Source organism: Stenotrophomonas sp. B2 (assembly GCF_014947095.1).
GTDB lineage: Bacteria > Pseudomonadota > Gammaproteobacteria > Xanthomonadales > Xanthomonadaceae > Stenotrophomonas > Stenotrophomonas maltophilia_P.
Window position 1 is genome coordinate 143358 of record NZ_JADCQA010000009.1, and the last position, 20697, is coordinate 164054.

Consider the following 20697-nt stretch of genomic DNA (forward strand, 5'->3'; position numbering starts at 1 on the left):
GCGTTGCCGGGCACCCCGAACCGTTATCCTTGCGGTCATGAGCCTGCCTGAACCGCCTGCCGCCCAGGACGCAGCCCCGACCCGCCGGCCGGTGCGTTTCCGCTGGGCATGGTGGCTGCTCGCCTATGTCAGTCTCGGCACCGGCATTGTCGGCATCTTCGTGCCGGGGCTGCCGACAACCGTATTCATCCTGATCTCGGCATGGGCCGCCTCGCGCGGCTCCGAGCGGCTGCATGCCTGGCTGCTGCAGCATCCGCGCTTCGGGCCGGCCATCAGCAACTGGCAGGCGCATGGCGCGGTCAGCCGCTACGGCAAATGGATGGCCACGATCACCATGGCGGTCTGCGCCGGGATCATGCTGTGGTGCGTGCCGATCGCCTGGGTGAAGTGGTTCTCCATCGGCAGCATGACCGTGGTGGCGATCTGGCTGTGGACGCGGCCGCTGCCGCCGCAGGACTGACCCTTCCGCCGGGCATGGCCCGGCGCTGCCATGGAGGGCCGTACCCTCCACCAACCGCTCAGCCGGCAGTGGCTATACTCGGGGCATGAAGATTCCCCATCGAAACGCCATCCTGATTCCGCTGGCAGCGGCCTCGCTGCTGTTCCTGCCCGCCTGCGGCAACAAGGGCCCGCTGGTGCTGCCGCAGAAGCCGGTGCCGGTGGAAGAGACCGTCGAGCCGGCCACCGATGCCGACGGCGAAGCCACCCCGCCTGCCACCCAGGACACGGGTGACGGCAGTCCGTCGGTGACCCCGGACCCGGTGAAGAAGGTGGACGACGGGAATGAGTAAGACCGGTTCCACCGCGCTGCGTTTCAGCAAGATGCACGGCGCGGGTAACGATTTCGTAGTGATCGACCTGCGCGAAGGCACCGCGCCGCCCACGCCACAGCTGGCCGCGCGCCTGGCCGACCGCCACACCGGCGTGGGCTGCGACCAGATCCTGACCATCGAGGCCCCGCGCGTCGAAGGCTCGGTCGCCTCGTACCGGATCTGGAACGCCGATGGCTCCAATTCCGAGCAGTGCGGCAACGGCGCGCGCTGCATCGCGGCCTGGCTGGTGCGCGAGGGCAGTGCCCAGGGCGATGCATTCGTCATCGACAGCCCACTGGCCAGCCATACGGTGCAGGTGCTGGGCCAGGGCCAGTATGCGGTGACCATGGGCGTACCCGCATTCGAACCTGCCAGCGTGCCGCTGGTCGGCTTTGCCCACCCGCGCGAGGAGTACCTGCTGCCGCTGCAGGGCGAGAGCGTGCGGTTTGCTGCGGTGTCGATGGGCAATCCGCATGCCGTGATCGAGGTGGGCCTGATTGATGCGGCGCCGGTCGAGCGCGTCGGCGCGCTGCTGCAGCAGCATGCCTCGTTCCCGAAGTCGGTGAACGTGGGGTTCACCCAGGTCATCGCGCCGGACCACGCGCGGTTGCGCGTGTTCGAGCGGGGCGTCGGCGAGACCCTCGCCTGCGGCAGCGGCGCCTGTGCAGCCGCAGTCACCCTCATGCAGCGCGGTCGCCTGCAGCGCGATGCACGCATCAGCCTGCCCGGCGGCGAACTGCGCATCCAGTGGCCGGGCGAGGGGCAGCCCGTGGTGATGGCCGGCCCCACCGCATTCGTCTTCGAAGGGGAGTGGATCGCATGACTGAGACCGTCGACAAGCTCGGGGCCCATGAAGTCGCTGCCTGGTTGCGGCGCCATCCGGCCTTCCTCAAGCAGTTTCCGGACCTGGCGCTGACCCTGGTGGTGCCGCGCGATGACGGCCCGACCGCATCGCTGGCCAGCTACCAGCTGGAGCTGCTGCGGGAAAAGAACCGCGAGCTGGCGCGACGGTTGGCGGATCTGGGCGCGACCGCCCAGGTCAACGAACGGCTGGCGGTGCGCACCCACCAGCTGACGCTGGCACTGATGAAGCAGGGCAGTGCCGCCGATACCCTGCGTGCGATGGCCGCCTCGCTGCAGGAGGATTTTGCGGGTGATCTGGTGCGGCTGGTCGTGCACGTGCCGGTGGCCGGGCTGGAACAGACCGAATGGCTGCAGGTCATCGCGGCCGACGATCCACGCCTGGGCCCCTTCCGTGATTGCCTGAAGGACGGCGAGCCGATCTGCGGCCGCCTGCAGCCGGAAAAGAACGCGGTGCTGTATGGCGCGCGCAGTGAGGAGGTGCAGACCACCGCCCTGCTGCCGCTGCCGGGTGTCGGCCTGATCGCGGTCGGCAGCCATGACCCGAACCGCTTCTACCCGGGCATGGGCACGCTGTTCCTGCGCATGATGGGCGAGGCCCTGGCCACCGGCCTCAAGCGCTTCCAGGACTGAGCGGAGCGCGGCGGCGATGAGCGCGGTCATGGCGTTCCTGCAGCACCTGCAGGTGGAACGGCGGATGTCGGCGCATACGCTGGACGCCTACCGTCGCGACCTGGATGCGCTGGCGGCATGGGCCGAGCCGCGGGGCGTGCCGGTGGAGGCGCTGGATGCTGATGCCGTGCGACAGTTCGTCGCCGATGAACATCGCCGGGGCCTGTCGGCCAAGAGCCTGCAGCGGCGGCTGTCTGCCTGCCGCAGCTTTTATGCGTGGCTGCTCAGGCATGGCCGCATCGAGGTCAGTCCAGCGGCCACCCTGAAGGCACCGCGAGCGCCGCGCAGGCTGCCGCAGGTGCTCGACGCCGATGAAGCAGTGCAACTGGTCGAACTGGAACCGGAAGGCGAGCTGGGGCGACGCGACCGCGCGCTGCTGGAGCTGTTCTATTCCTCCGGCCTGCGCCTGAGCGAGGTCTGCGCATTGACCTGGCGTGACCTGGATTTTGCCAGCGGACTGGTCAACGTGATGGGCAAAGGCAACCGCCAGCGTCGGGTACCGTTCGGCAGGCCGGCGCGCGAGGCACTGCTCGCCTGGCGCAGCGAAAGCGGCGGCGCCCCGGCCACCCCGGTGTTTCCGGGCCGCAACGGGCCGATCAGCCAGCGCGCGGTACAGATCCGCATCCGCCAGCTGGCGCAGCGGCAAGGGCTGTTCAAGCACGTGCATCCGCACATGCTGCGGCACAGCTTCGCCAGCCACATCCTCGAGTCGTCCGGCGACCTGCGCGGCGTGCAGGAACTGCTGGGGCACGCCGACATCGCCACCACGCAGATCTACACCCATCTGGATTTCCAGCACCTGGCCAAGGTCTACGACGCTGCGCATCCGCGCGCCAAGCGCCGCCGGTAGCGCCAATCCACGCCCGGCGGCAGTGGTAGCGCCAAGTCATGCCCTGATGCGGTGGTAGCGCCGGGCCATGCCCGGCGGATGCAGCGGCCGCTGGCGCCCGAGCCCTGAACGGCAGCCATCCACGCAGGCTTGATCGGCCCCGGCGCTGTCCCCATGTCCCGGGAACAGCTATCGGAGGCCGCATGGACCCCAGTCAGAACCCCAACGTTTTCCACGCCACCACCATCGTCTGCGTGCGTCGCGGCGAGCATGTGGCCATTGCCGGCGACGGCCAGGTCACGCTCGGCCACACCGTGATGAAGGGCAATGCGCGCAAGGTGCGCCGGCTGGGTCGCGATGGCCAGGTGCTGGCCGGTTTCGCCGGCGCGGCCGCCGATGCCTTCACCCTGTTCGAGCTGTTCGAGGCCAAGCTGGAAAAGCACGGCCAGCTGCAGCGTGCCGCCGTCGAGCTGGCCAAGGACTGGCGCACCGAGCGTCGCCTGGGCAAGCTGGAAGCACTGTTGGCCGTGGCCGACAAGGAAACCTCGCTGATCATCAGCGGTACCGGCGACGTGATCGAGCCGGAAGACGGCATCATCGCCATCGGTTCCGGCGGTTCCTACGCGCTGTCGGCGGCCCGCGCGCTGATGGCGCACACGGCGCTGGATGCGCGCACCATCGCCAGTGAAGCGATCAACATCGCGGGCGACATCTGCATCTACACCAACCGCAACGTGGTGGTCGAGGAGCTGTGACGCTCCCTGATCCGCCGGGCATGGCCCGGCGCTACCGGCCGGGCCGTCTGGTTCCGGTGTCATCGACAACGCATTCGTGAGCCCATCCATGTCGAAGATCGAAGTTTCCTCCGCCACCATGACGCCGCGCGAGATCGTGCAGGAGCTGGACCGGCACATCGTTGGCCAGCATGACGCCAAGCGCGCCGTGGCCATCGCCCTGCGCAACCGCTGGCGCCGCATGCAGCTGCCGGCCGAGCTGCGCAACGAGGTCATGCCGAAGAACATCCTGATGATCGGCCCGACCGGCGTCGGCAAGACCGAGATCGCGCGTCGCCTGGCCACGCTGGCCAATGCGCCGTTCGTGAAGGTCGAAGCGACCCGTTTCACCGAGGTCGGCTACGTCGGCAAGGACGTCGAACAGATCATCCGCGATCTGGCCGATACCGCGGTCAAGCTGTACCGCGAGCAGGCCAAGGTGCGCGTGCGCACCCAGGCCGAAGAACGTGCCGAAGACCGCATTCTCGATGCGCTGCTGCCACGCCGCAGCGGCGGCATCGGTTTCGACCCGGAAGTGGCGCGCAACGAGCCGTCGGCACAGGACAACGAAACCCGCATCAAGTTCCGCAAGATGCTGCGCAATGGTGAGCTGGACGAGCGCGAGATTGAACTGGATCTGGCCGCCAACGTCAGCATGGACATCATGACGCCGCCGGGCATGGAGGAGATGGGCCAGCAGCTGAAGTCCATGTTCGCCAATCTCGGCGGTGGTGCCAAGGCGCACAAGCGCACCTTGACCATCAAGGCGGCACGCCCGCTGCTGCTGGAGGAAGAAGCCGGCAAGCTGGTCAACGAGGACGATATCCGCACTGCGGCGATCGAAGCCTGCGAGCAGCATGGCATCGTCTTCATCGACGAGATCGACAAGGTTGCCAAGCGCGGTGACAACGTGGGTGGTGGCGACGTCTCGCGTGAAGGCGTGCAGCGCGATCTGCTGCCGCTGGTGGAAGGCTCGAACGTGTCGACCAAGTACGGCACGATCAAGACCGACCATATCCTGTTCATCGCTTCCGGTGCCTTCCATCTGGCCAAGCCGAGCGATCTGATTCCGGAGCTGCAGGGTCGTTTCCCGATCCGCGTGGAACTGGGCGCGCTGAGCAAGGGTGATTTCGTGCGCATCCTGACCGAGCCGAAGGCGGCGCTGACCAAGCAGTACGAAGCGCTGCTGGCCACCGAAGGCGTCAAGGTCAGCTTCACTGCCGACGCCATCGACCGCCTGGCCGAGATCGCCTTCCAGGTGAACGAGCGCCAGGAGAACATCGGTGCCCGCCGCCTGCATACGGTACTGGAGCGCCTGCTGGATTCGCTCAGCTACGAAGCGCCTGACCGCGATGGCGAGACCCTGGCCATCGACAGCGCTTACGTCGATGCGCATCTGGGTGAACTGGTGCAGGATCCGGACCTGAGCCGCTACATCCTGTAACGCAGAAGGCCGCCGAAAGGCGGCCTTCTTGTTTGAGGGATCCGACCCCTGTGCGCTCAGGCCTCCGGCAACGGCGCAGGTACGGTGCCCGGCTCGAACACGCCTTCCTTCACGTAGGCGGCCAGCGTCATGTCCAGCGCGAGCATGCCGTCGCGCTGGAGATCCATCAGATCCGGCTCGACCATCGCGCCATGCAGCACCCCCAGCACGGTCGCGTGCAGCATGCGCGCGGCGATCTTCGGGTCGGCGCCTTCGCGCAGCTGGCCCAGCGCCTGCGCGCGTCGCAGCGCACGCTCCATCCGGTCCAGCGCGTCGCGGAAACCGGCCTGCTGGAGTTCGGTCAGCACCTTGGTGTCGGCCGAAGCATCGCTGCGCAGCATGATCTCCATGGTCTTGCGCAGGCGCTCGTCTTCGGACAGCTCGATGAAGGAATGGATCATCACCGCGCGCAGATCATGCACCGGCGTATCGCGCTGCTCGGTGGAGGTGCGCTCCAGTTCCTGCATGAAAGGCAGGTGCACCCGTTCGATGATCGCGGCCAGCACCTCGCCCTTGTTCTTGAAGTGCCAGTACACGGCGCCGCGGGTATAGCCGGCGCGGGCACCGATCATCTCCAGCGTGGTACGGGCCACGCCATGTTCATGGAAGCAGGCTTCGGCGGCGTCAAGGATGCCTTCCCGGGTTGCCTGGGTGTCCTCTTTGGTCTTGCGGGCCATGGGTACGAGTACGGGTGAAACGTGGCTGAATTGTACCTGTTTACAAACAAACAAGCATGTATGTATATTTCACCTCCATCGTTCCCGTCGTGTGCGTGGCTGTCCTGTTCCGGCACCCATGCCTGCCCGGGTGGGCGTTGTACGTGAGGCCTCAACCCGTTCCCGGGAAGTGCCCGCCGTATCAGCGCCTGCTGAGATTCTTCCTTCCAAGAGCCTTCCCCATGTTGCTGAGCCGAATCCGACCCTTTGCGCTGTCGCTGGCCATCGCCACGACCGTGGCCGCCTGTGGCGGCGAACCCCAGGCCCCCGAACAGGGGCCCGGCCAGGTCAGCGTGGTCACGCTGAAGTCCGAGACCGTGGGCCTGACCCGCGAGTTGCCGGGCCGGACCAATGCCTTCCTGGTGGCCGAAGTCCGTCCGCAGGTCAGCGGCATCGTGGCCAAGCGCCTGTTTACCGAGGGCGGCATGGTCAAGGCCGGCGAGCCGTTGTACCAGCTGGATGACGCCAGCTACCGCGCCCAGGCCAACAGTGCCCGCGCACAGCTGGCCCGCGCCGAAGCCACGGCCAACGCCGCGCGCCTGAGTGCCAAGCGCATCACCGAGCTGGCCAAGGTCGATGCGGTCAGCCAGCAGGATCTGGAAAACGCCGTAGCCGCGCAGAAGCAGGCCGAGGCCGACGTCGGCGCCGCCCGGGCTTCGCTGGATTCGGCCAACGTCACGCTGGGCTACGCCCGCATCACCGCGCCCATCAGCGGCCGCATCGGCAAGTCCAGCGTCACCCAGGGTGCGTTGGTGAACGCCGGCCAGGCCGACGCCCTGGCCACAGTGCAGCAGCTGGATCCGATCTATGTCGACCTCACCCAGTCCTCGGCCGAGCTGCTGCAGCTGCGCCGCGAGCTGGCCGCCGGCCGCCTGCAGGACAACCAGCAGACGCCGGTCAGCATCCTGCTGGAAGACGGCAGCGCTTTCGAGCACAAGGGCACGCTGGAGTTCTCCGAAGTCAGCGTCGATCCAGCCACCGGCAGCTTCGGCCTGCGGGTCAAGGTGGAAAACCCCGATGGCCTGCTGATGCCGGGCATGTACGTGCGCGCAGTGATCGGTGGCGGCGTGCGCAGCGACGCGGTGCTGGTGCCGATGCAGGGCATCGCACGCGATGCCAAGGGTGACACCACGGCGATGGTGGTCGGCAAGGACAGCAAGGTCGAAGTCCGCCCGGTCAAGGTCAGCCGCACCATCGGCGACAAGTGGCTGGTCGAGGATGGCCTGAAGCCCGGCGACAAGGTCATCGTCGAAGGCCTGCAGAAGATCGGACCCGGCATGCCGGTCAACGCCACCGAAAAGGGCGCCGCACCGGCCAAGCCGGCCGCTGCCCCGCCTGCGGCTCCGGCCGGCGACGCGAAGTAAGCGGAGAATTCCATGGCACGCTTTTTCATCGATCGACCCATCTTCGCGTGGGTCATCGCCATCATCATCATGCTCGCCGGCGGCCTGGCCCTGTTCAAGCTGCCGGTCTCGATGTATCCCAACGTCGCTCCGCCGGCGGTGGAAATCAGCGCCACCTACCCGGGTGCCTCGGCCAAAGTGGTCGAAGACTCGGTGACGCAGATCATCGAGCAGAACATGAAGGGCCTTGATGGCCTGATCTACTTCTCCTCCAACAGCTCGGCCAACGGCCAGGCGACCATCACCCTGACCTTCGAGAGCGGTACCAATCCGGACATCGCGCAGGTGCAGGTGCAGAACAAGCTGCAGCTGGCCATGCCGCTGCTGCCGCAGGAAGTGCAGCGGCAGGGCATCAACGTGGCCAAGTCCAGCTCGGGCTTCCTGAACGTGATCGCCTTCGTCTCCGAAGACGGCAGCATGGATGCCAACGACATCGCCGATTACGTCGGCTCCAATGTCGTCGATCGCCTGAGCCGAGTCCCGGGCGTGGGCAACATCCAGGTCTTCGGCGGCAAGTACGCCATGCGCATCTGGCTGGACCCGAACAAGCTGCATACCTATGGCCTGTCGGTGCCGGAAGTGACCGCAGCGATCCAGGCACAGAACGCACAGGTGGCGATCGGCCAGCTGGGCGGCGCGCCCTCGGTCAAGGGCCAGCAGCTCAACGCCACGATCAATGCGCAGTCGCGCCTGCAGACGCCGGAGCAGTTCCGCAACATCGTCGTGCGCGGTGCGCAGGACGGTGCCGAACTGCGCCTGGGTGATGTCGCCCGCGTCGAGCTGGGCGCGGAATCCTACGACTTCGTCACCCGCTACAACGGCCAGCCGGCCAGCGGCCTGGCCGTCACCCTGGCCACCGGCGCCAATGCGCTCGACACCGCCGCCGGCGTGGATGCTGCGCTGGACGACCTGAAGAACTTCTTCCCGGCCGGCCTGAAGGCCGAGATTCCGTACGACACCACGCCGTTCGTACGCGTGTCGATCAAGGGCGTCGTGCAGACCCTGATCGAAGCGATCGTGCTGGTGTTCGTGGTGATGTACCTGTTCCTGCAGAACTTCCGCGCCACCCTGATCCCGACCATCGCCGTGCCGGTGGTGCTGCTGGGCACGTTCGGCGTACTGGCGATGCTCGGCTTCTCGGTGAACATGCTGACCATGTTCGCGATGGTGCTGGCGATCGGCCTGCTGGTGGACGACGCCATCGTGGTGGTGGAGAACGTCGAGCGCATCATGTCCGAGGAGGGCCTGTCGCCGCTGGAGGCCACCCGCAAGTCGATGGGCCAGATCACCGGTGCACTGGTCGGCATCGGCCTGGTGCTGTCGGCCGTCTTCGTGCCGATGGCCTTCATGAGTGGCTCCACCGGCGTGATCTACCGGCAGTTCTCGGCCACGATCGTTTCGGCGATGGCGCTGTCGGTGCTGGTCGCGATCGTACTGACCCCGGCGCTGTGCGCCACGCTGCTCAAGCCGCTGAAGAAGGGCGAGCATCATGTCGCCCACCGCGGCCTGGCCGGTCGCTTCTTCAACGGCTTCAACCGGGGTTTCGACCGCACCAGCGAAAGCTACCAGCGTGGTGTACGCGGCATCCTGAACCGTCCGTGGCGTTTCATGGGCATCGTCGCCGCGCTGTTCGTACTGATGGCGGTTCTGTTCGTGCGCCTGCCCAGCTCGTTCCTGCCCAATGAAGACCAGGGCGTGCTGATGGCGCTGGTGCAGGCCCCGGTCGGCGCCACCCAGGAACGTACCCTGGAATCGATCGCGGCACTGGAGAATCACTTCCTGGAGAACGAGAAGGCGGCGGTCGAGTCGGTGTTCTCGGTGCAGGGCTTCAGCTTCGCCGGCATGGGCCAGAACGCGGGCATGGCCTTCGTCAAGCTGAAGGACTGGAGCGAGCGTGACGCCGACAACGGCGTGATGCCGATCACCGGCCGCGCCATGGCTGCGCTGGGTGGGATCAAGGACGCCTTCATCTTCGCCTTCCCGCCGCCGGCGATCCCGGAGCTGGGTACCGCTTCGGGCTACACCTTCTTCCTGAAGGACAACAGCGGCCAGGGCCACGATGCGCTGGTGGCCGCGCGTGACCAGCTGCTCGGCCTGGCGGCCGGCAGCAAGAAGCTGGCCAACGTCCGCCCGAACGGCCAGGAAGACACGCCGCAGTTCCGCATCGACATTGATGTGGCCAAGGCAACGTCGCTGGGGCTGTCGATCGCCCAGGTCAATACCACCCTGGCCACCGCATGGGGCAGCGCGTACATCGATGATTTCGTCGACCGTGGCCGCGTCAAGCGTGTGTTCGTGCAGGCCGACCAGCCGTTCCGCATGGTGCCGGAGGACTTCGATCTCTGGTCGGTGAAGAACGACAAGGGCGAGATGGTTCCGTTCAGCGCCTTCGCCAGCAAGCACTGGGACTACGGCTCGCCGCGCCTGGAGCGCTACAACGGCGTGTCGGCAATGGAAATCCAGGGCGAACCGGCCCCGGGAGTCGCCTCCGGTGACGCCATGGCCGAGATCGAGCAGCTGGCCAAGCAGCTGCCGGCGGGCTTCGGCATCGAGTGGACCGCGATGTCCTATCAGGAACGCCAGGCCGGCTCGCAGACCCCGCTGCTGTACACGCTGTCGCTGATGATCGTGTTCCTGTGCCTGGCCGCGATGTACGAAAGCTGGAGTGTTCCGACCGCCGTGCTGCTGGCCGCCCCGCTGGGTATCCTCGGCGCGGTGCTGGCCAACACCTTCAAGGGCCTGGAGCGCGACATCTACTTCCAGGTGGCAATGCTGACCACGGTGGGCCTGACCAGCAAGAACGCGATCCTGATCGTCGAGTTCGCCAAGGAAAACCTGGAGAAGGGGGCCGGCCTGATCGAATCGATCATGCATGCCGTGCGCGATCGCCTGCGTCCCATCGTGATGACCTCGCTTGCATTCGGCATGGGCGTGGTGCCGCTGGCGATCTCCACCGGTGCCGGTTCCGGCGCCAAGCAGGCCATCGGCATCGGCGTGCTGGGCGGCATGATCGTCGGCACCGCGCTGGGCGTGTTCTTCGTGCCGCTGTTCTTCGTGGTGGTGCAGCGCGTGTTCAAACGCAGGACCGCCGAGTGATGGAATCCGGCAGCGCCGGGCCATGCCCGGCGGATGCCTTACCACGTAGCTGCCGGGAACGGCCCGGCGCTACCACCGTGACCCCCAAGGTGTCGCCATGAAATTCTCTTCTCTTGCTGTATCCCTGGCCGCCGTGCTCACGGTCGCCGGCTGCTCCACCCTCGCGCCGAAGGACACGGCCGTTGCCCCGGCGATTCCTGCGCAGTGGCCGGCAGAGGCCACGCAGGGCCAGGTTGCCGATGTGGCCACGCTGGGCTGGCGTGACTTCTTCACCGATCCACGCCTGCAGCAGGTGATCGGCCAGGCGCTGGACAACAACCGCGACCTGCGTGTGGCCGTGCTCAATGTCGAGCGCGCACGCGGCCGGTACCGGGTGCAGCGCGCCGACCGGGTGCCGGGTGTGGCCATCACCGGGCAGATGGAGCGCACAGGTACGGATGGGGGAGTCACCGAGCAGTTCACTGCCGGCGTCGGCGTGGCCGAATTCGAGCTGGACCTGTTCGGCCGCGTGCGCAACCTCAGCGAAGCAGCCCTGCAGCAGTACTTCGCCATCGCCGCCAACCGCCGTAATGCACAGCTGAGCCTGGTGGCCGAGACGGCAACGGCGTGGCTGACCTACGGCGCCGACAGCCAGCAGCTGAAGATCGCCGAAGCGACGCTGAAGACCTATGAGGATTCGCTGCGCCTGGCAGAAGCACGCCATGAACGTGGCGGCAGTTCAGCACTTGAACTGACCCAGACCCGCACCCTGGTCGAAACCGCGCGCACCGATGCCGCACGCCTGCGCGGCCAGCTCGCGCAGGACCGCAATGCCCTGGCGCTGCTGGCCGGTGGCCAGGTCGACCCGGCTCTGCTGCCGGATGGCATCGAGCCGCAGTTGCTGGCACTGGCCCCACCACCGGCCGGCCTGCCCAGCGACGTGCTGCTGCTGCGCCCGGACATCATGGCGGCCGAACACCAGTTGCTGGCTGCCAACGCCAACATCGGCGCTGCCCGCGCAGCGTTCTTCCCGAGCATTTCGCTGACAGGCAGCATCGGCAGCGGATCGAACGAACTGTCGAACCTCTTCGACAGCGGCACGCGCGTGTGGAGCTTCCTGCCGAAGATCACCCTGCCGATCTTCCAGGGCGGCCGTCTGCGTGCCAATCTCGACATCGCCAATGCAGATCGTGATATCGCATTGGCGCAGTACGAGAAGGCGATCCAGAACGGCTTCCGCGAAGCGGCGGATGCGCTGGCGATGAATGTCAGCCTGGATGAGCAGGTCAGCGCGCAGCAGCGTCTGGTCGACGCGGCCGAGCAGGCCAACCGGCTGTCGCAGGCGCGGTATGACGCCGGCCTGGACAGCTTCGTCAGCCTGCTCGACGCGCGTCGTACGGCCTACAGCGCGCAGCAGACGCGGCTGCAGGCGCAACTGGCCCAGCAGGCCAACCGCATCACCCTGTACAAGGTGCTGGGCGGCGGCTGGCACGAACGCAGCTGACGGGACGCGCCGGGCATGGCCCGACGTGGATTCCGGTAGCGCCGGGTCATACCCGGCGGCTTTTCGGTCAGACGTTCGCAAAGTCTGACGCAGGCCGCGCTGCGCGCTCGCCGGGCATGGCCCGGCGCTACCTGGAGGTGGATTGCGGTAGCGCCGGGTCATACCCGGCGGCTTGTCGGTCAGACATTCGCATAGTCTGACGCAGGCCACACCTGTCGGTGAGATCCCGGTAGCGCCGGGTCATACCCGGCGGCTCTTCGGCCAGACATTCGCAAGGCTCGGTACTGCCGCAGGGACCAGCGGCACCAGGCGAATGGATACTCGTCCAGCTGAACCGCCAGCCCCGCACGAACGGGATTGCCAAGGATGTACAGCGCATGGCGCCTGATTGCATCTTCAGTGCGCACCGCATGATCGAAGTAGCTCGGCTGCCATAGCGGCGTCTGCACGCCAAATTGCTGCCCCAACAGCCTGCTGCTGCGTGATTTCAGCGTTCCCATCAGGCGCGCAAGTGTTCCATCACGGAGTTGCACCAGCCAATGCAGATGATCGGGCATGACGACCCATGCGAATGAATGGCTGAGTCCCATGTGTTCGACGTAGCGAAGCGAATCCACAAGGCATGCAGCACAACGGGGATCCGCAAAAACACGCCGACGTTGCCGCACGACGGTCGTGAGCACATAGTAGCCTTCGATGCGCGAATCGCGGCCGCGCGTTAGGTGACGACTGGACATGCGGCCAGTCTGTGCCGGAGGGATGCATGCGTTTATCAGCGATTGCCAATGAATCACGTGGGGAACCGCCGTGTTGCAGCTTCACCTTGAGGAGCCGCGCTGCGCGCTCGCCGGGCATGGCCCGGCGCTACCTGTAGGTGGATTGCGGTAGCGCTAGGTCATATCCGGCGGCGCTTCGATCAGGCCTTCGCAGGGCCTGACGCAGGCCGCGCTACGCGCTCGCCGGGCATGGTCCGACGTGGATTACGGTAGCGCCGGGTCATACCCGGCGGCGCTTCCATCAGGTGTTCGCAGGTCGTCAGGGCTACACCGCTTCGTCATCACGGCGCACCGTGTGGCAGGCCCGCACACGGGCCAGGGCGTCGCCGGCTTCGCGTGCCATCCGCTCATACTCGGCGCGGATCTCTTCCAGCCGCTGCTCGTCCAGTTCCTCCAGATCCAGCAGCTCGTTGTTGGCCTCCGCGGTGGCGCGGATCAGCTCGTCCAGCTTGATCTGCATCGCCGCGGTATCGGCGTTCTGCGTGTGCTGGATCAGAAAGACCATCAGGAAGGTGATGATGGTGGTGCCGGTGTTGATGACCAGCTGCCAGGTGTCGTTGAAGCCGAACACCGGGCCGGAGATGCCCCACACCACCACGATGGCTACTGCGACCAGAAAGGTCCACGGAGAGCCGGTGGCGGCCGCGGCCTTCTTGGCGATGGTATTGAACAGGTTTCTTGCTTTCATCGTCGTCGTCCCGCTGGGATGACGTGATGATCGGCGCGTGGCCGTGCAGCCTGCGTGCAGCAGGCCTGCTCAGGCGCGCAGCCGCGGTGCGTCCTGCAGGCGCACGCGGCTGGCCTGGTAGACGTGCTGCCAGCAGCGGTCAACGAACTCGCGGGCCTGTGCTTCGCTCAGCCGCGGCATGATCTGCAGCGCATACTGGGTCTGGAACATCTCGTCACGCTGCGCGTTGCTGGCGCGCGGCTGGGTGATCAGCGAATCGCAGGCGAACTTGATCCAGGGCACGTAGGAGCCGAACGAATTGTGAGGCAGCGCACCGTCGGCATGCTGGCGGCGCCAGTGGTCGAGTTCCGCATCGACGTCGATGACCGGGGGAATGGCGGGGACTTCAGTGTGCATGTCGATCCAATCGGTTGAGGTGGACGTGGAGTGGGGGGAATCGCAGTGTTGCCTGATCACCGGTGGAAGCGGTGTCATCGCAATGTGGAAACAGCGTTGCGATTGCCGATCAGTTGGGCGTGCTCGACCACGCCGAGGTCTTCAGCGATGTCCGCCATCGCGTTGCACAGGCGGACGTGGTCGCGTGGATGGTCGCGCACCAGTTCCAGCTGCATGCTCTGATAAGCGGTCCAGAACAGGGCGCCGCGCCGATGCAATCGATATTGGCCCCGCAGGCGGGCGTGGATTCCGTCAAGGATCAGATTGGGCGTGGGGCTTGCAGCGTGCGCGCACATGGCTGGCTCCGCCGGGGTAGGGGGCCCCGGTAACCCCACCGTAGGCGTGCCGGAGCGATGGGGTGTTACCGCAGCGTGTGCATGTGTGCCGACGGAGTGCGCAGCGCGTCACATCGAACGCCGCAGACGCTGACTGCACAAGGGCCTGCCGCGGATGAAGCGTTCATTAAACGCGCGCCGCGTTCAGTCCACGGCACTCATTCGCCGATGTCTTCGTTCCAGATCTCGGGATATTGCGCAATGAAGCCCCCGAGCAGGTCGACGCATTCCTGGCTGTCGAGGTCGATCACAGTGACGCCGTTTTCGCGCAGCCAGTCGATGCCGCCCTGGAACGTGCGGGACTCGCCGACCACCACGGTGCCGATGTTGAACTGGCGCACCAGTCCCGAGCAGTACCAGCACGGGGCCAGGGTGGTCACCATGATCGTGTCGCGGTAGCGACGCTGGCGCCCGGCCTTGCGGAAGGCGTCGGTCTCGCCGTGCACGGAGGGATCGCCTTCCTGCACCCGGCGGTTGTGGCCGCAGCCGAGCAGGCGACCGTCGTTGTGGTACAGCGCCGCGCCGATCGGCACGCCGCCCTCGGCCAAGCCCTGGCGGGCTTCGGCGATGGCGGTCTGCAGCAGGGCCTGGTAATCAGGTGTGGTGATCATGCGGGGCTCCGGAAGGTCATGGGCTGCCATGATAAGGCGCCGTTCCCCCGCAGCGGCCCTGGCGGTGCGATAATCGGGACATGAGCGAATCCCCCTACAAATCCGGTACCACCCATTTCGGGTTCCGCGACGTCGCCGCCAAGGACAAGCAGAAGCTGGTCGGGCAGGTGTTCACCTCGGTCGCGCGCAACTACGACCTGATGAACGACCTGATGAGCCTGGGCGTGCACCGGGCGTGGAAGCGTTACTACGTGGCGACCGCGCAGGTGAAGCCCGGTGACCGCGTGCTTGACCTCGCGGGGGGCACTGGCGACATTGCCGCCCTGCTGAAGGAGCGCGTCGGCGCCGAAGGTTCGGTGGTTCTGGGCGACATCAATGCCGGCATGCTGTCGGTGGGCCGTGATCGCCTCACCAACCGCGGCCTGGTGCTGGGCCTGGACTACGTCCAGTGCAATGCCGAGGCCCTGCCGTTCCCGGACAACAGCTTCGACCTGGTCACCATCGCCTTCGGCCTGCGCAACGTGACCGACAAGGATGCCGGCCTGCGCGAGATGTACCGCGTGCTCAAGGTCGGCGGCCAGGCGCGTGTGCTGGAGTTCTCCGAGGTCACCGCCGACTGGTTCAAGCCGATCTACGACTTCCACTCGTTCAAGATCCTGCCGAAGCTGGGCAAGCTGTTCGCCAATGATTCGGACAGCTACCAGTACCTGGCCGAGAGCATCCGCAAGCATCCGCCGCAAGACGAGCTGAAGGCCATGATGGGCGAGGCCGGTTTCGAGCGCTGCCACTACAAGAACCTGACCGGCGGCATCGTGTCGATCCACTCCGGCTACAAGCTGTAAGGCATCCAGGGCCGCCGGGCTTGGCCCGGCATCCGTCGGTAGCGCCGGGCCATGCCCGGCGGCGCTTCGATCAGACGCTCGCAAGGTCCGACGCAGGCCGCGCTGCGCGCTCGCCGGGCATGGCCCGGCGCTACCTGGCAACGCCGGCCGCCCTGCCTTACCCCGCACCGCGCAACGCCTGCGGGGCCGGAGGGAGGTACCATTGGGGTTTGCTCCCCGTAACGGTCCCGATTCATGCGCAATCCGCTGATGCTCCTTCCGTTGGCCGTGGCCCTGGCCGCTGGCTGCTCCCAGGAGGCGGCCGCGCCCGCCGCCGCCCCGACTGCCGAAAAGGCCCCCGCCGCTCCCGTGAACGCCGAGAACCGCAGCCACGACGAAAGCTCGTACGCCGAGCCGGACAAGGTCGTCATCAAGGACATCGCGCTGGACCTGAAGCTGGACTTCGACCAGAAGCAGATCGGCGGTACCGCGACCTACACCCTGGAGTGGAAGCAGAAGGACGCCACGCAGCTGGTGCTCGACACCCGCGAGCTGACCGTGTCCAAGGTCGAAGCCGTTGCCGCTGACGGCGCACGCAGCCCGCTGAAGTTCGAGCTGGCGGCGGCCGACAAGGTGTTCGGCAGCAAGCTGACCATCGAGGCCCCGCAGCAGCCGTCCAAGGTCGAGGTGACCTACCACACCGCGCCGACCGCCTCGGGCCTGCAGTGGCTGGCGCCGTCGATGACCGAAGGCAAGAAGCTCCCCTTCATGTTCAGCCAGTCGCAGGCCATCCATGCCCGTTCCTGGGTGCCGCTGCAGGACACCCCGAGCGTGCGCTTCACCTACAGCGCGCACGTGGTCTCGCGCCCGGACGTCATGGTGCTGATGAGCGCCGACAACGACCCCAAGGCCGCGCGTGATGGTGACTACACCTTCAAGATGCCGCAGCCGATCCCGTCCTACCTGCTGGCGATCGCCGCCGGCGACCTGGTGTTCGAGCCGATCTCCGGCCGCTCCGGCGTCTGGGCCGAACCGACCATGGTCGGCAAGGCGGCCAAGGAATTCGAGGACACCGAGAAGATGATCGGTGCCGCCGAGAAGCTGTACGGCGAGTACCGCTGGGGCCGTTACGACATGCTGGTGCTGCCGCCGTCGTTCCCGTTCGGCGGCATGGAGAACCCGCGCCTGACCTTCGCCACCCCGACCGTGATCGTCGGCGACAAATCGCTGGTCTCGCTGGTCGCCCACGAACTGGCGCACAGCTGGTCGGGCAACCTGGTGACCAACGCGAGCTGGAAGGACATCTGGCTCAACGAGGGCTTCACCACCTACGTCCAGGGCCGCATCACCGAAGCGCTGTACGGCAAGGAGATGGCCGAAATGGAGCGGCAGATCGACCAGACCGATCTGCTGGCGGAAGTGAAGGACATGAGCCCCGCCGACCAGGCGCTGGCGCTGCCGCCGCTGAACGAGCGTGACCCCGATGAAGCCCTGAGCCAGGTGGCCTACGTCAAGGGTTCCTGGTTCCTGGAGTTCCTGGAACAGCGTTTCGGCCGCGAGACCTTCGATCCGTTCCTGCGCGGCTGGTTCGATGACCACGCCTTCCAGAGCGCGAATACCGACCAGTTCGTCGAGTACCTGAAGAAGAACCTGCTGCCGAAGAACCCGTCGGCAGTGACGGAAGCCGAACTGAAGGCATGGCTGGACGAGCCGGGCATCCCGGCGTTCGCGGCCAAGGCGCAGTCGCGCAACTTCAGCAGCGTCGATACCGCGCGCATCGCCTTCACCAGCGCAGGCACCGTGCCCAGCAGCCAGGTCATCGCTGACTGGAGCACCCAGGAGTGGGTGCGCTTCATCGACGGCCTGGGCACGACCCAGCCGCTGGACACGCTGGCCACGCTGGACAAGGCCTTCCACTTCACGGGCACGCCGAATGGCGAGATCGCCATGCGCTGGTATCCGCTGGCCATCCGCAGCGGCTACGAGCCGGCCAATGAGGCCGCGGCGGCATTCATCGAGCGTGTCGGCCGTCGCAAGCTGATCCTGCCGATCTACGCCGAACTGGTGAAAACGCCGAAGGGGCTGGAGCTGGCCAAGCAGGCCTTCGAGAAGGCCAAGCCGGGCTACCATCCGATCACCACTGCCTCGGTCCAGGACATGCTGGCCAAGGCCGAAGCCAAGTAAGAACAAGCGCCGGGCCCTGCCCGGCGCTTTTTTTGTAGAGTCGAGCCATGCGCGACTTTGCAAGCATGCGAAAAACACGAAGGACCTCTGCCATGAAACGACTGATCCTGCTCACCGCCTGCACCCTGGCCCTGGCCGCCTGCAGCAATCCCGAAGAAGAGCGCAAGGCGCAGGAAGCCGCCGCGGCCGCCGTTCAGGCGCAGAAGGAAGCCAAGGCCGAGGACGTGGCCAGGCAGTACGACATGGCCGTCGCCGCGCAGGACTGGGAGCGCGCGCGACTGCATGGCGCCGCGCTGCTGGATGAGTACAAGGACACGGCCGCCGCCGAGCGCATCGCCGCAGGCTTCGAAGAGGTCAAGGCCAAGGGCGATGCCGCGCGCGACCTGCGCCGCATGCAGGCGCTGTGGCAGTACAACCAGATACCGGTCGGCAACAAGGGCAACCAGGTGTCGGCGCAGATCTACAGCAAGGAACGGGTGGACGTGGATGGCAGCGGCGCCAAGCCGGTGCAGCTGGTGTTCCGCGATCACCCGGAGTGGAAGCGGCACGCCTACCTGGTGCTGCAGGCCGGCGATTTCCGCTGCCCGCAGTGTACGGTGAAGGTGACCGTGGACGACGGCAAGCCGGTGTCGATGGCCGCCTGGCGGCCGCAGACCGATGAGGCGATTGCGCTGTTCATCACCGATCAGAAGGCGCTGTGGAAGCTTGCGCGCAAGGGCAAGTCGATCAGCATCGAGTTCCCGGTCAAGGCCGGCGGCACCCGCACGGCGGTGTTCGAAACCGGTGGCGTCGACGCCAGCCGCATGCCGCAGTGGTGGCAGTGATCGTTGCGGCGGGCAGCGCCGTGCACGCGTTGTCCGCGATCCGGCACTGGGTGTTCGACATGGACGGCACGCTGACTGTGGCCGTGCATGATTTCGCCGCGATCCGCCGCGCACTGGAGATCGCCGCCGAGGAAGACATCCTCGACCATATCGCGGCGCTGCCTGACGCATCGGCGCAGGCCAAGCGTGAGTGGTTGCTGGACCACGAGCGCGGGCTGGCCGAGGAGGCGTTGCCGGCACCGGGCGCGGTGAAGCTGCTGCGCGCGCTGGCGGCGGCTGGCTGCCGGCTGGGCATCCTGACCCGCAACGACCATGCGCTGGCGAAGCTGACGCTGGAGGCGATCGGGGTCGGGGAACTGTTCGACGATGCCGACATCATCGGCCGCGAAGAAGCGGTGCCCAAGCCCTCGCCGGATGGCCTGCAGCAGCACCTGCGGCGTTGGGGCATTGCCGCCGCGCAGGCGGTGATGGTGGGTGACCACGCCTATGATCTGGACTGCGGCCGTGCCGCCGGCACCCACACCGTGCTGGTCAACCTGCCTGACAACCCGTGGCCGGGCCGCGCGGATTGGCACTTCGCCGATTGCCGCGCCCTGTTGGCAGCGTGGCAGGGCGCATGACCGTGTAGAGCCGAGCCCACGCTCGGCTGCTCTGCGGTCAGATCGCGCTGGCGCGCGCAGGCCGAGCATGGGCTCGGCTCTACAGACAGCAGGCAACGTGTCGGTCGGAAGTTCCGGTGGTGCCGGCCGCTGGCCGGCAGTGTCGACCCAGGTCGACACCCACCGAGCAGATGCGCGGGCAGTTCGGTTTACGCGCCCAGCGCGTAACCGAACTGCTGCTTGAACTGCTCGTTGAACTCATCGAAGGTGAAGCGCTGGTTCTGGGTGCCCGGGTGCTCGACCTTCAGTGCGCCCATCAGGTTGCCCATGCGGCCGATGGTCAGCCAGTCGTAGCCTTTCTGGATGCCGTAGATCAGGCCGGCGCGGAAGGCATCGCCGCAGCCCGTCGGATCGACCACACGGCGCTCGTGCGCCGGCGGGATGTCGTAGCTCTTGTCCGGCGTGTGGATGACCGCGCCCTTCGGGCCGCGGGTGGTGATGTAGGCCTGCACGCGGCTGACGATTTCCTTCTCGTCCCAGCCGGTGCGTTCCTGCAGCAGGTTCGACTCGTAGTCGTTGACCACCACGTAGTCGGCCTGCTCGATGAACTGGCGCAGCTCCGGTCCGTTGAACAGCGGCATGGCCTGGCCCGGGTCGAAGATGAACGGGATGCCGTCCTCGTGGAACTCCAGCGCGTTCTGGATCATGCCTTCGCGGCCGTCCGGGCCGACCAGGCCCAGGGTCACGCCCGGCACGCCACGCACGTGGTTCTCGTAGGAACGCATCATCGCGCCCGGGTGGAAGGCGGTGATCTGGTTGTTGTCGTGGTCGGTGGTGATGAACGCCTGCGGGGTGAACAGCTCATCGATCACGCGCACGCGCGACAGGTCGATGCCCAGGCCATCGAAGTACTCGCGGTACGGGCCGAAGTCCGAGCCGACCGTGCCCATCGGGATCGGGTGGCCCCCCAGCAGATGCAGGTTGTAGGCGATGTTGCCGGCGCAGCCGCCGAACTCGCGGCGCATCCGCGGGACCAGGAACGACACGTTCAGGATGTGCACCTTGTCCGGCAGGATGTGATTCTTGAACTGGTCCGGAAACACCATGATGGTGTCGAAGGCAAGAGAACCACAGATCAGAGCGGACATCGATGTAAGCCTATGCGGTGAATTTTGGGGTGGGCCTGCCCGCTTCGACGGGCAAGCAAACGGCGCCCTTGGGCGCCCGACGGCGCAAAGGTTACCCGCTGGTGCCGCTCAGGGCCAGAAGCGGGTGATGCCGGATCAGGCCCAAAGC

Annotated in this window: 21 protein-coding genes; 14 read left to right on the forward strand and 7 right to left on the reverse strand. The window is 66.7% G+C overall.

Features of this window, described 5'->3' with window-relative positions; genetic code table 11:
* Positions 1-37 precede the first annotated feature (37 nt).
* From IMX13_RS12575 to hslU, 7 genes are all read left to right on the forward strand, one after another.
* Complete coding sequence (locus IMX13_RS12575) at positions 38-460, forward strand: YbaN family protein (protein ID WP_053520181.1); 423 nt, start codon at positions 38-40, stop codon at positions 458-460.
* An 85-nt stretch (positions 461-545) separates the two neighbouring features.
* Positions 546-791, forward strand: a complete 246-nt coding sequence (locus tag IMX13_RS12580; RefSeq protein ID WP_193396460.1) for a lipoprotein — start codon at positions 546-548, stop codon at positions 789-791.
* Positions 784-1635: a diaminopimelate epimerase gene (gene dapF / locus IMX13_RS12585; protein ID WP_193396461.1), complete on the forward strand. Its 852-nt coding sequence runs from the start codon at positions 784-786 to the stop codon at positions 1633-1635. Before IMX13_RS12580 ends, dapF begins: the two co-directional genes overlap by 8 nt.
* Positions 1632-2306 (forward strand): DUF484 family protein, encoded by a 675-nt coding sequence (locus tag IMX13_RS12590; protein WP_193396462.1) that lies wholly within the window; start codon positions 1632-1634, stop codon positions 2304-2306. The genes dapF and IMX13_RS12590 overlap by 4 nt, the downstream gene beginning before the upstream one ends.
* 16 nt (positions 2307-2322) lie before the next feature.
* Positions 2323-3195, forward strand: a complete 873-nt coding sequence (gene xerC, locus IMX13_RS12595) for a tyrosine recombinase XerC (protein WP_193396463.1) — start codon at positions 2323-2325, stop codon at positions 3193-3195.
* 182 nt (positions 3196-3377) lie between these two features.
* The gene (gene hslV / locus IMX13_RS12600) at positions 3378-3929 is read left to right on the forward strand and encodes an ATP-dependent protease subunit HslV (RefSeq protein WP_053520176.1); all 552 of its coding nucleotides are present in this window, start codon (positions 3378-3380) and stop codon (positions 3927-3929) included.
* Positions 3930-4017: 88 nt separating this feature from the next.
* Positions 4018-5391: an ATP-dependent protease ATPase subunit HslU gene (gene hslU, locus IMX13_RS12605; protein ID WP_053520175.1), complete on the forward strand. Its 1374-nt coding sequence runs from the start codon at positions 4018-4020 to the stop codon at positions 5389-5391.
* 56 nt (positions 5392-5447) lie between these two features.
* Here hslU and IMX13_RS12610 read toward each other — a convergent pair whose 3' ends face one another.
* Positions 5448-6107: a TetR family transcriptional regulator gene (locus tag IMX13_RS12610; RefSeq protein WP_065175175.1), complete on the reverse strand. Its 660-nt coding sequence runs from the start codon at positions 6105-6107 to the stop codon at positions 5448-5450.
* A 221-nt stretch (positions 6108-6328) separates the two neighbouring features.
* Between IMX13_RS12610 and smeD the strand changes: the two genes are divergently transcribed.
* The 3 genes from smeD (at position 6329) to smeF (ending at position 12128) form a co-directional block, all read left to right on the forward strand.
* Positions 6329-7510 (forward strand): multidrug efflux RND transporter periplasmic adaptor subunit SmeD, encoded by a 1182-nt coding sequence (gene smeD, locus IMX13_RS12615; protein ID WP_065175174.1) that lies wholly within the window; start codon positions 6329-6331, stop codon positions 7508-7510.
* Between the two features lie 12 nt (positions 7511-7522).
* Complete coding sequence (gene smeE, locus IMX13_RS12620) at positions 7523-10645, forward strand: multidrug efflux RND transporter permease subunit SmeE (RefSeq protein WP_053520172.1); 3123 nt, start codon at positions 7523-7525, stop codon at positions 10643-10645.
* Between the two features lie 97 nt (positions 10646-10742).
* Complete coding sequence (smeF, locus tag IMX13_RS12625; RefSeq protein ID WP_193396464.1) at positions 10743-12128, forward strand: multidrug efflux RND transporter outer membrane subunit SmeF; 1386 nt, start codon at positions 10743-10745, stop codon at positions 12126-12128.
* Between the two features lie 179 nt (positions 12129-12307).
* On the opposite strand, the gene IMX13_RS12630 is transcribed toward smeF, so the two are convergent.
* The 5 genes from IMX13_RS12630 to IMX13_RS12650 form a co-directional block, all read right to left on the reverse strand.
* Positions 12308-12865 (reverse strand): transposase, encoded by a 558-nt coding sequence (locus tag IMX13_RS12630; RefSeq protein ID WP_193396465.1) that lies wholly within the window; start codon positions 12863-12865, stop codon positions 12308-12310.
* A gap of 304 nt (positions 12866-13169) precedes the next feature.
* The gene (locus IMX13_RS12635; protein ID WP_111186203.1) at positions 13170-13592 is read right to left on the reverse strand and encodes a low affinity iron permease family protein; all 423 of its coding nucleotides are present in this window, start codon (positions 13590-13592) and stop codon (positions 13170-13172) included.
* A gap of 69 nt (positions 13593-13661) precedes the next feature.
* Entirely contained in the window at positions 13662-13988 is a 327-nt protein-coding gene (locus IMX13_RS12640; RefSeq protein WP_111186202.1) for a hypothetical protein, read from the reverse strand.
* A gap of 74 nt (positions 13989-14062) precedes the next feature.
* The gene (locus IMX13_RS12645) at positions 14063-14323 is read right to left on the reverse strand and encodes a hypothetical protein (RefSeq protein WP_193396466.1); all 261 of its coding nucleotides are present in this window, start codon (positions 14321-14323) and stop codon (positions 14063-14065) included.
* Between the two features lie 197 nt (positions 14324-14520).
* Complete coding sequence (locus IMX13_RS12650) at positions 14521-14973, reverse strand: nucleoside deaminase (RefSeq protein ID WP_074899822.1); 453 nt, start codon at positions 14971-14973, stop codon at positions 14521-14523.
* 80 nt (positions 14974-15053) lie between these two features.
* On the opposite strand from IMX13_RS12650, the gene ubiE reads away from it, so the two are divergent.
* The 4 genes from ubiE to IMX13_RS12670 all read left to right on the forward strand — a co-directional run bounded on the left by ubiE (position 15054) and on the right by IMX13_RS12670 (position 19422).
* Positions 15054-15815, forward strand: coding sequence for a bifunctional demethylmenaquinone methyltransferase/2-methoxy-6-polyprenyl-1,4-benzoquinol methylase UbiE (gene ubiE, locus IMX13_RS12655; protein WP_053520441.1), 762 nt, complete (start codon positions 15054-15056; stop codon positions 15813-15815).
* A 234-nt stretch (positions 15816-16049) separates the two neighbouring features.
* Positions 16050-17978, forward strand: coding sequence for a M1 family metallopeptidase (locus tag IMX13_RS12660; RefSeq protein WP_193396467.1), 1929 nt, complete (start codon positions 16050-16052; stop codon positions 17976-17978).
* 92 nt (positions 17979-18070) lie between these two features.
* On the forward strand, positions 18071-18802 hold the full coding sequence (locus tag IMX13_RS12665) for a hypothetical protein (protein ID WP_193396468.1): 732 nt from the start codon (positions 18071-18073) through the stop codon (positions 18800-18802).
* On the forward strand, positions 18802-19422 hold the full coding sequence (locus IMX13_RS12670; RefSeq protein ID WP_193396482.1) for an HAD family hydrolase: 621 nt from the start codon (positions 18802-18804) through the stop codon (positions 19420-19422). Before IMX13_RS12665 ends, IMX13_RS12670 begins: the two co-directional genes overlap by 1 nt.
* 188 nt (positions 19423-19610) lie before the next feature.
* On the opposite strand, the gene IMX13_RS12675 is transcribed toward IMX13_RS12670, so the two are convergent.
* Complete coding sequence (locus tag IMX13_RS12675; protein ID WP_053519641.1) at positions 19611-20549, reverse strand: carbohydrate kinase family protein; 939 nt, start codon at positions 20547-20549, stop codon at positions 19611-19613.
* Positions 20550-20697 lie beyond the last annotated feature (148 nt).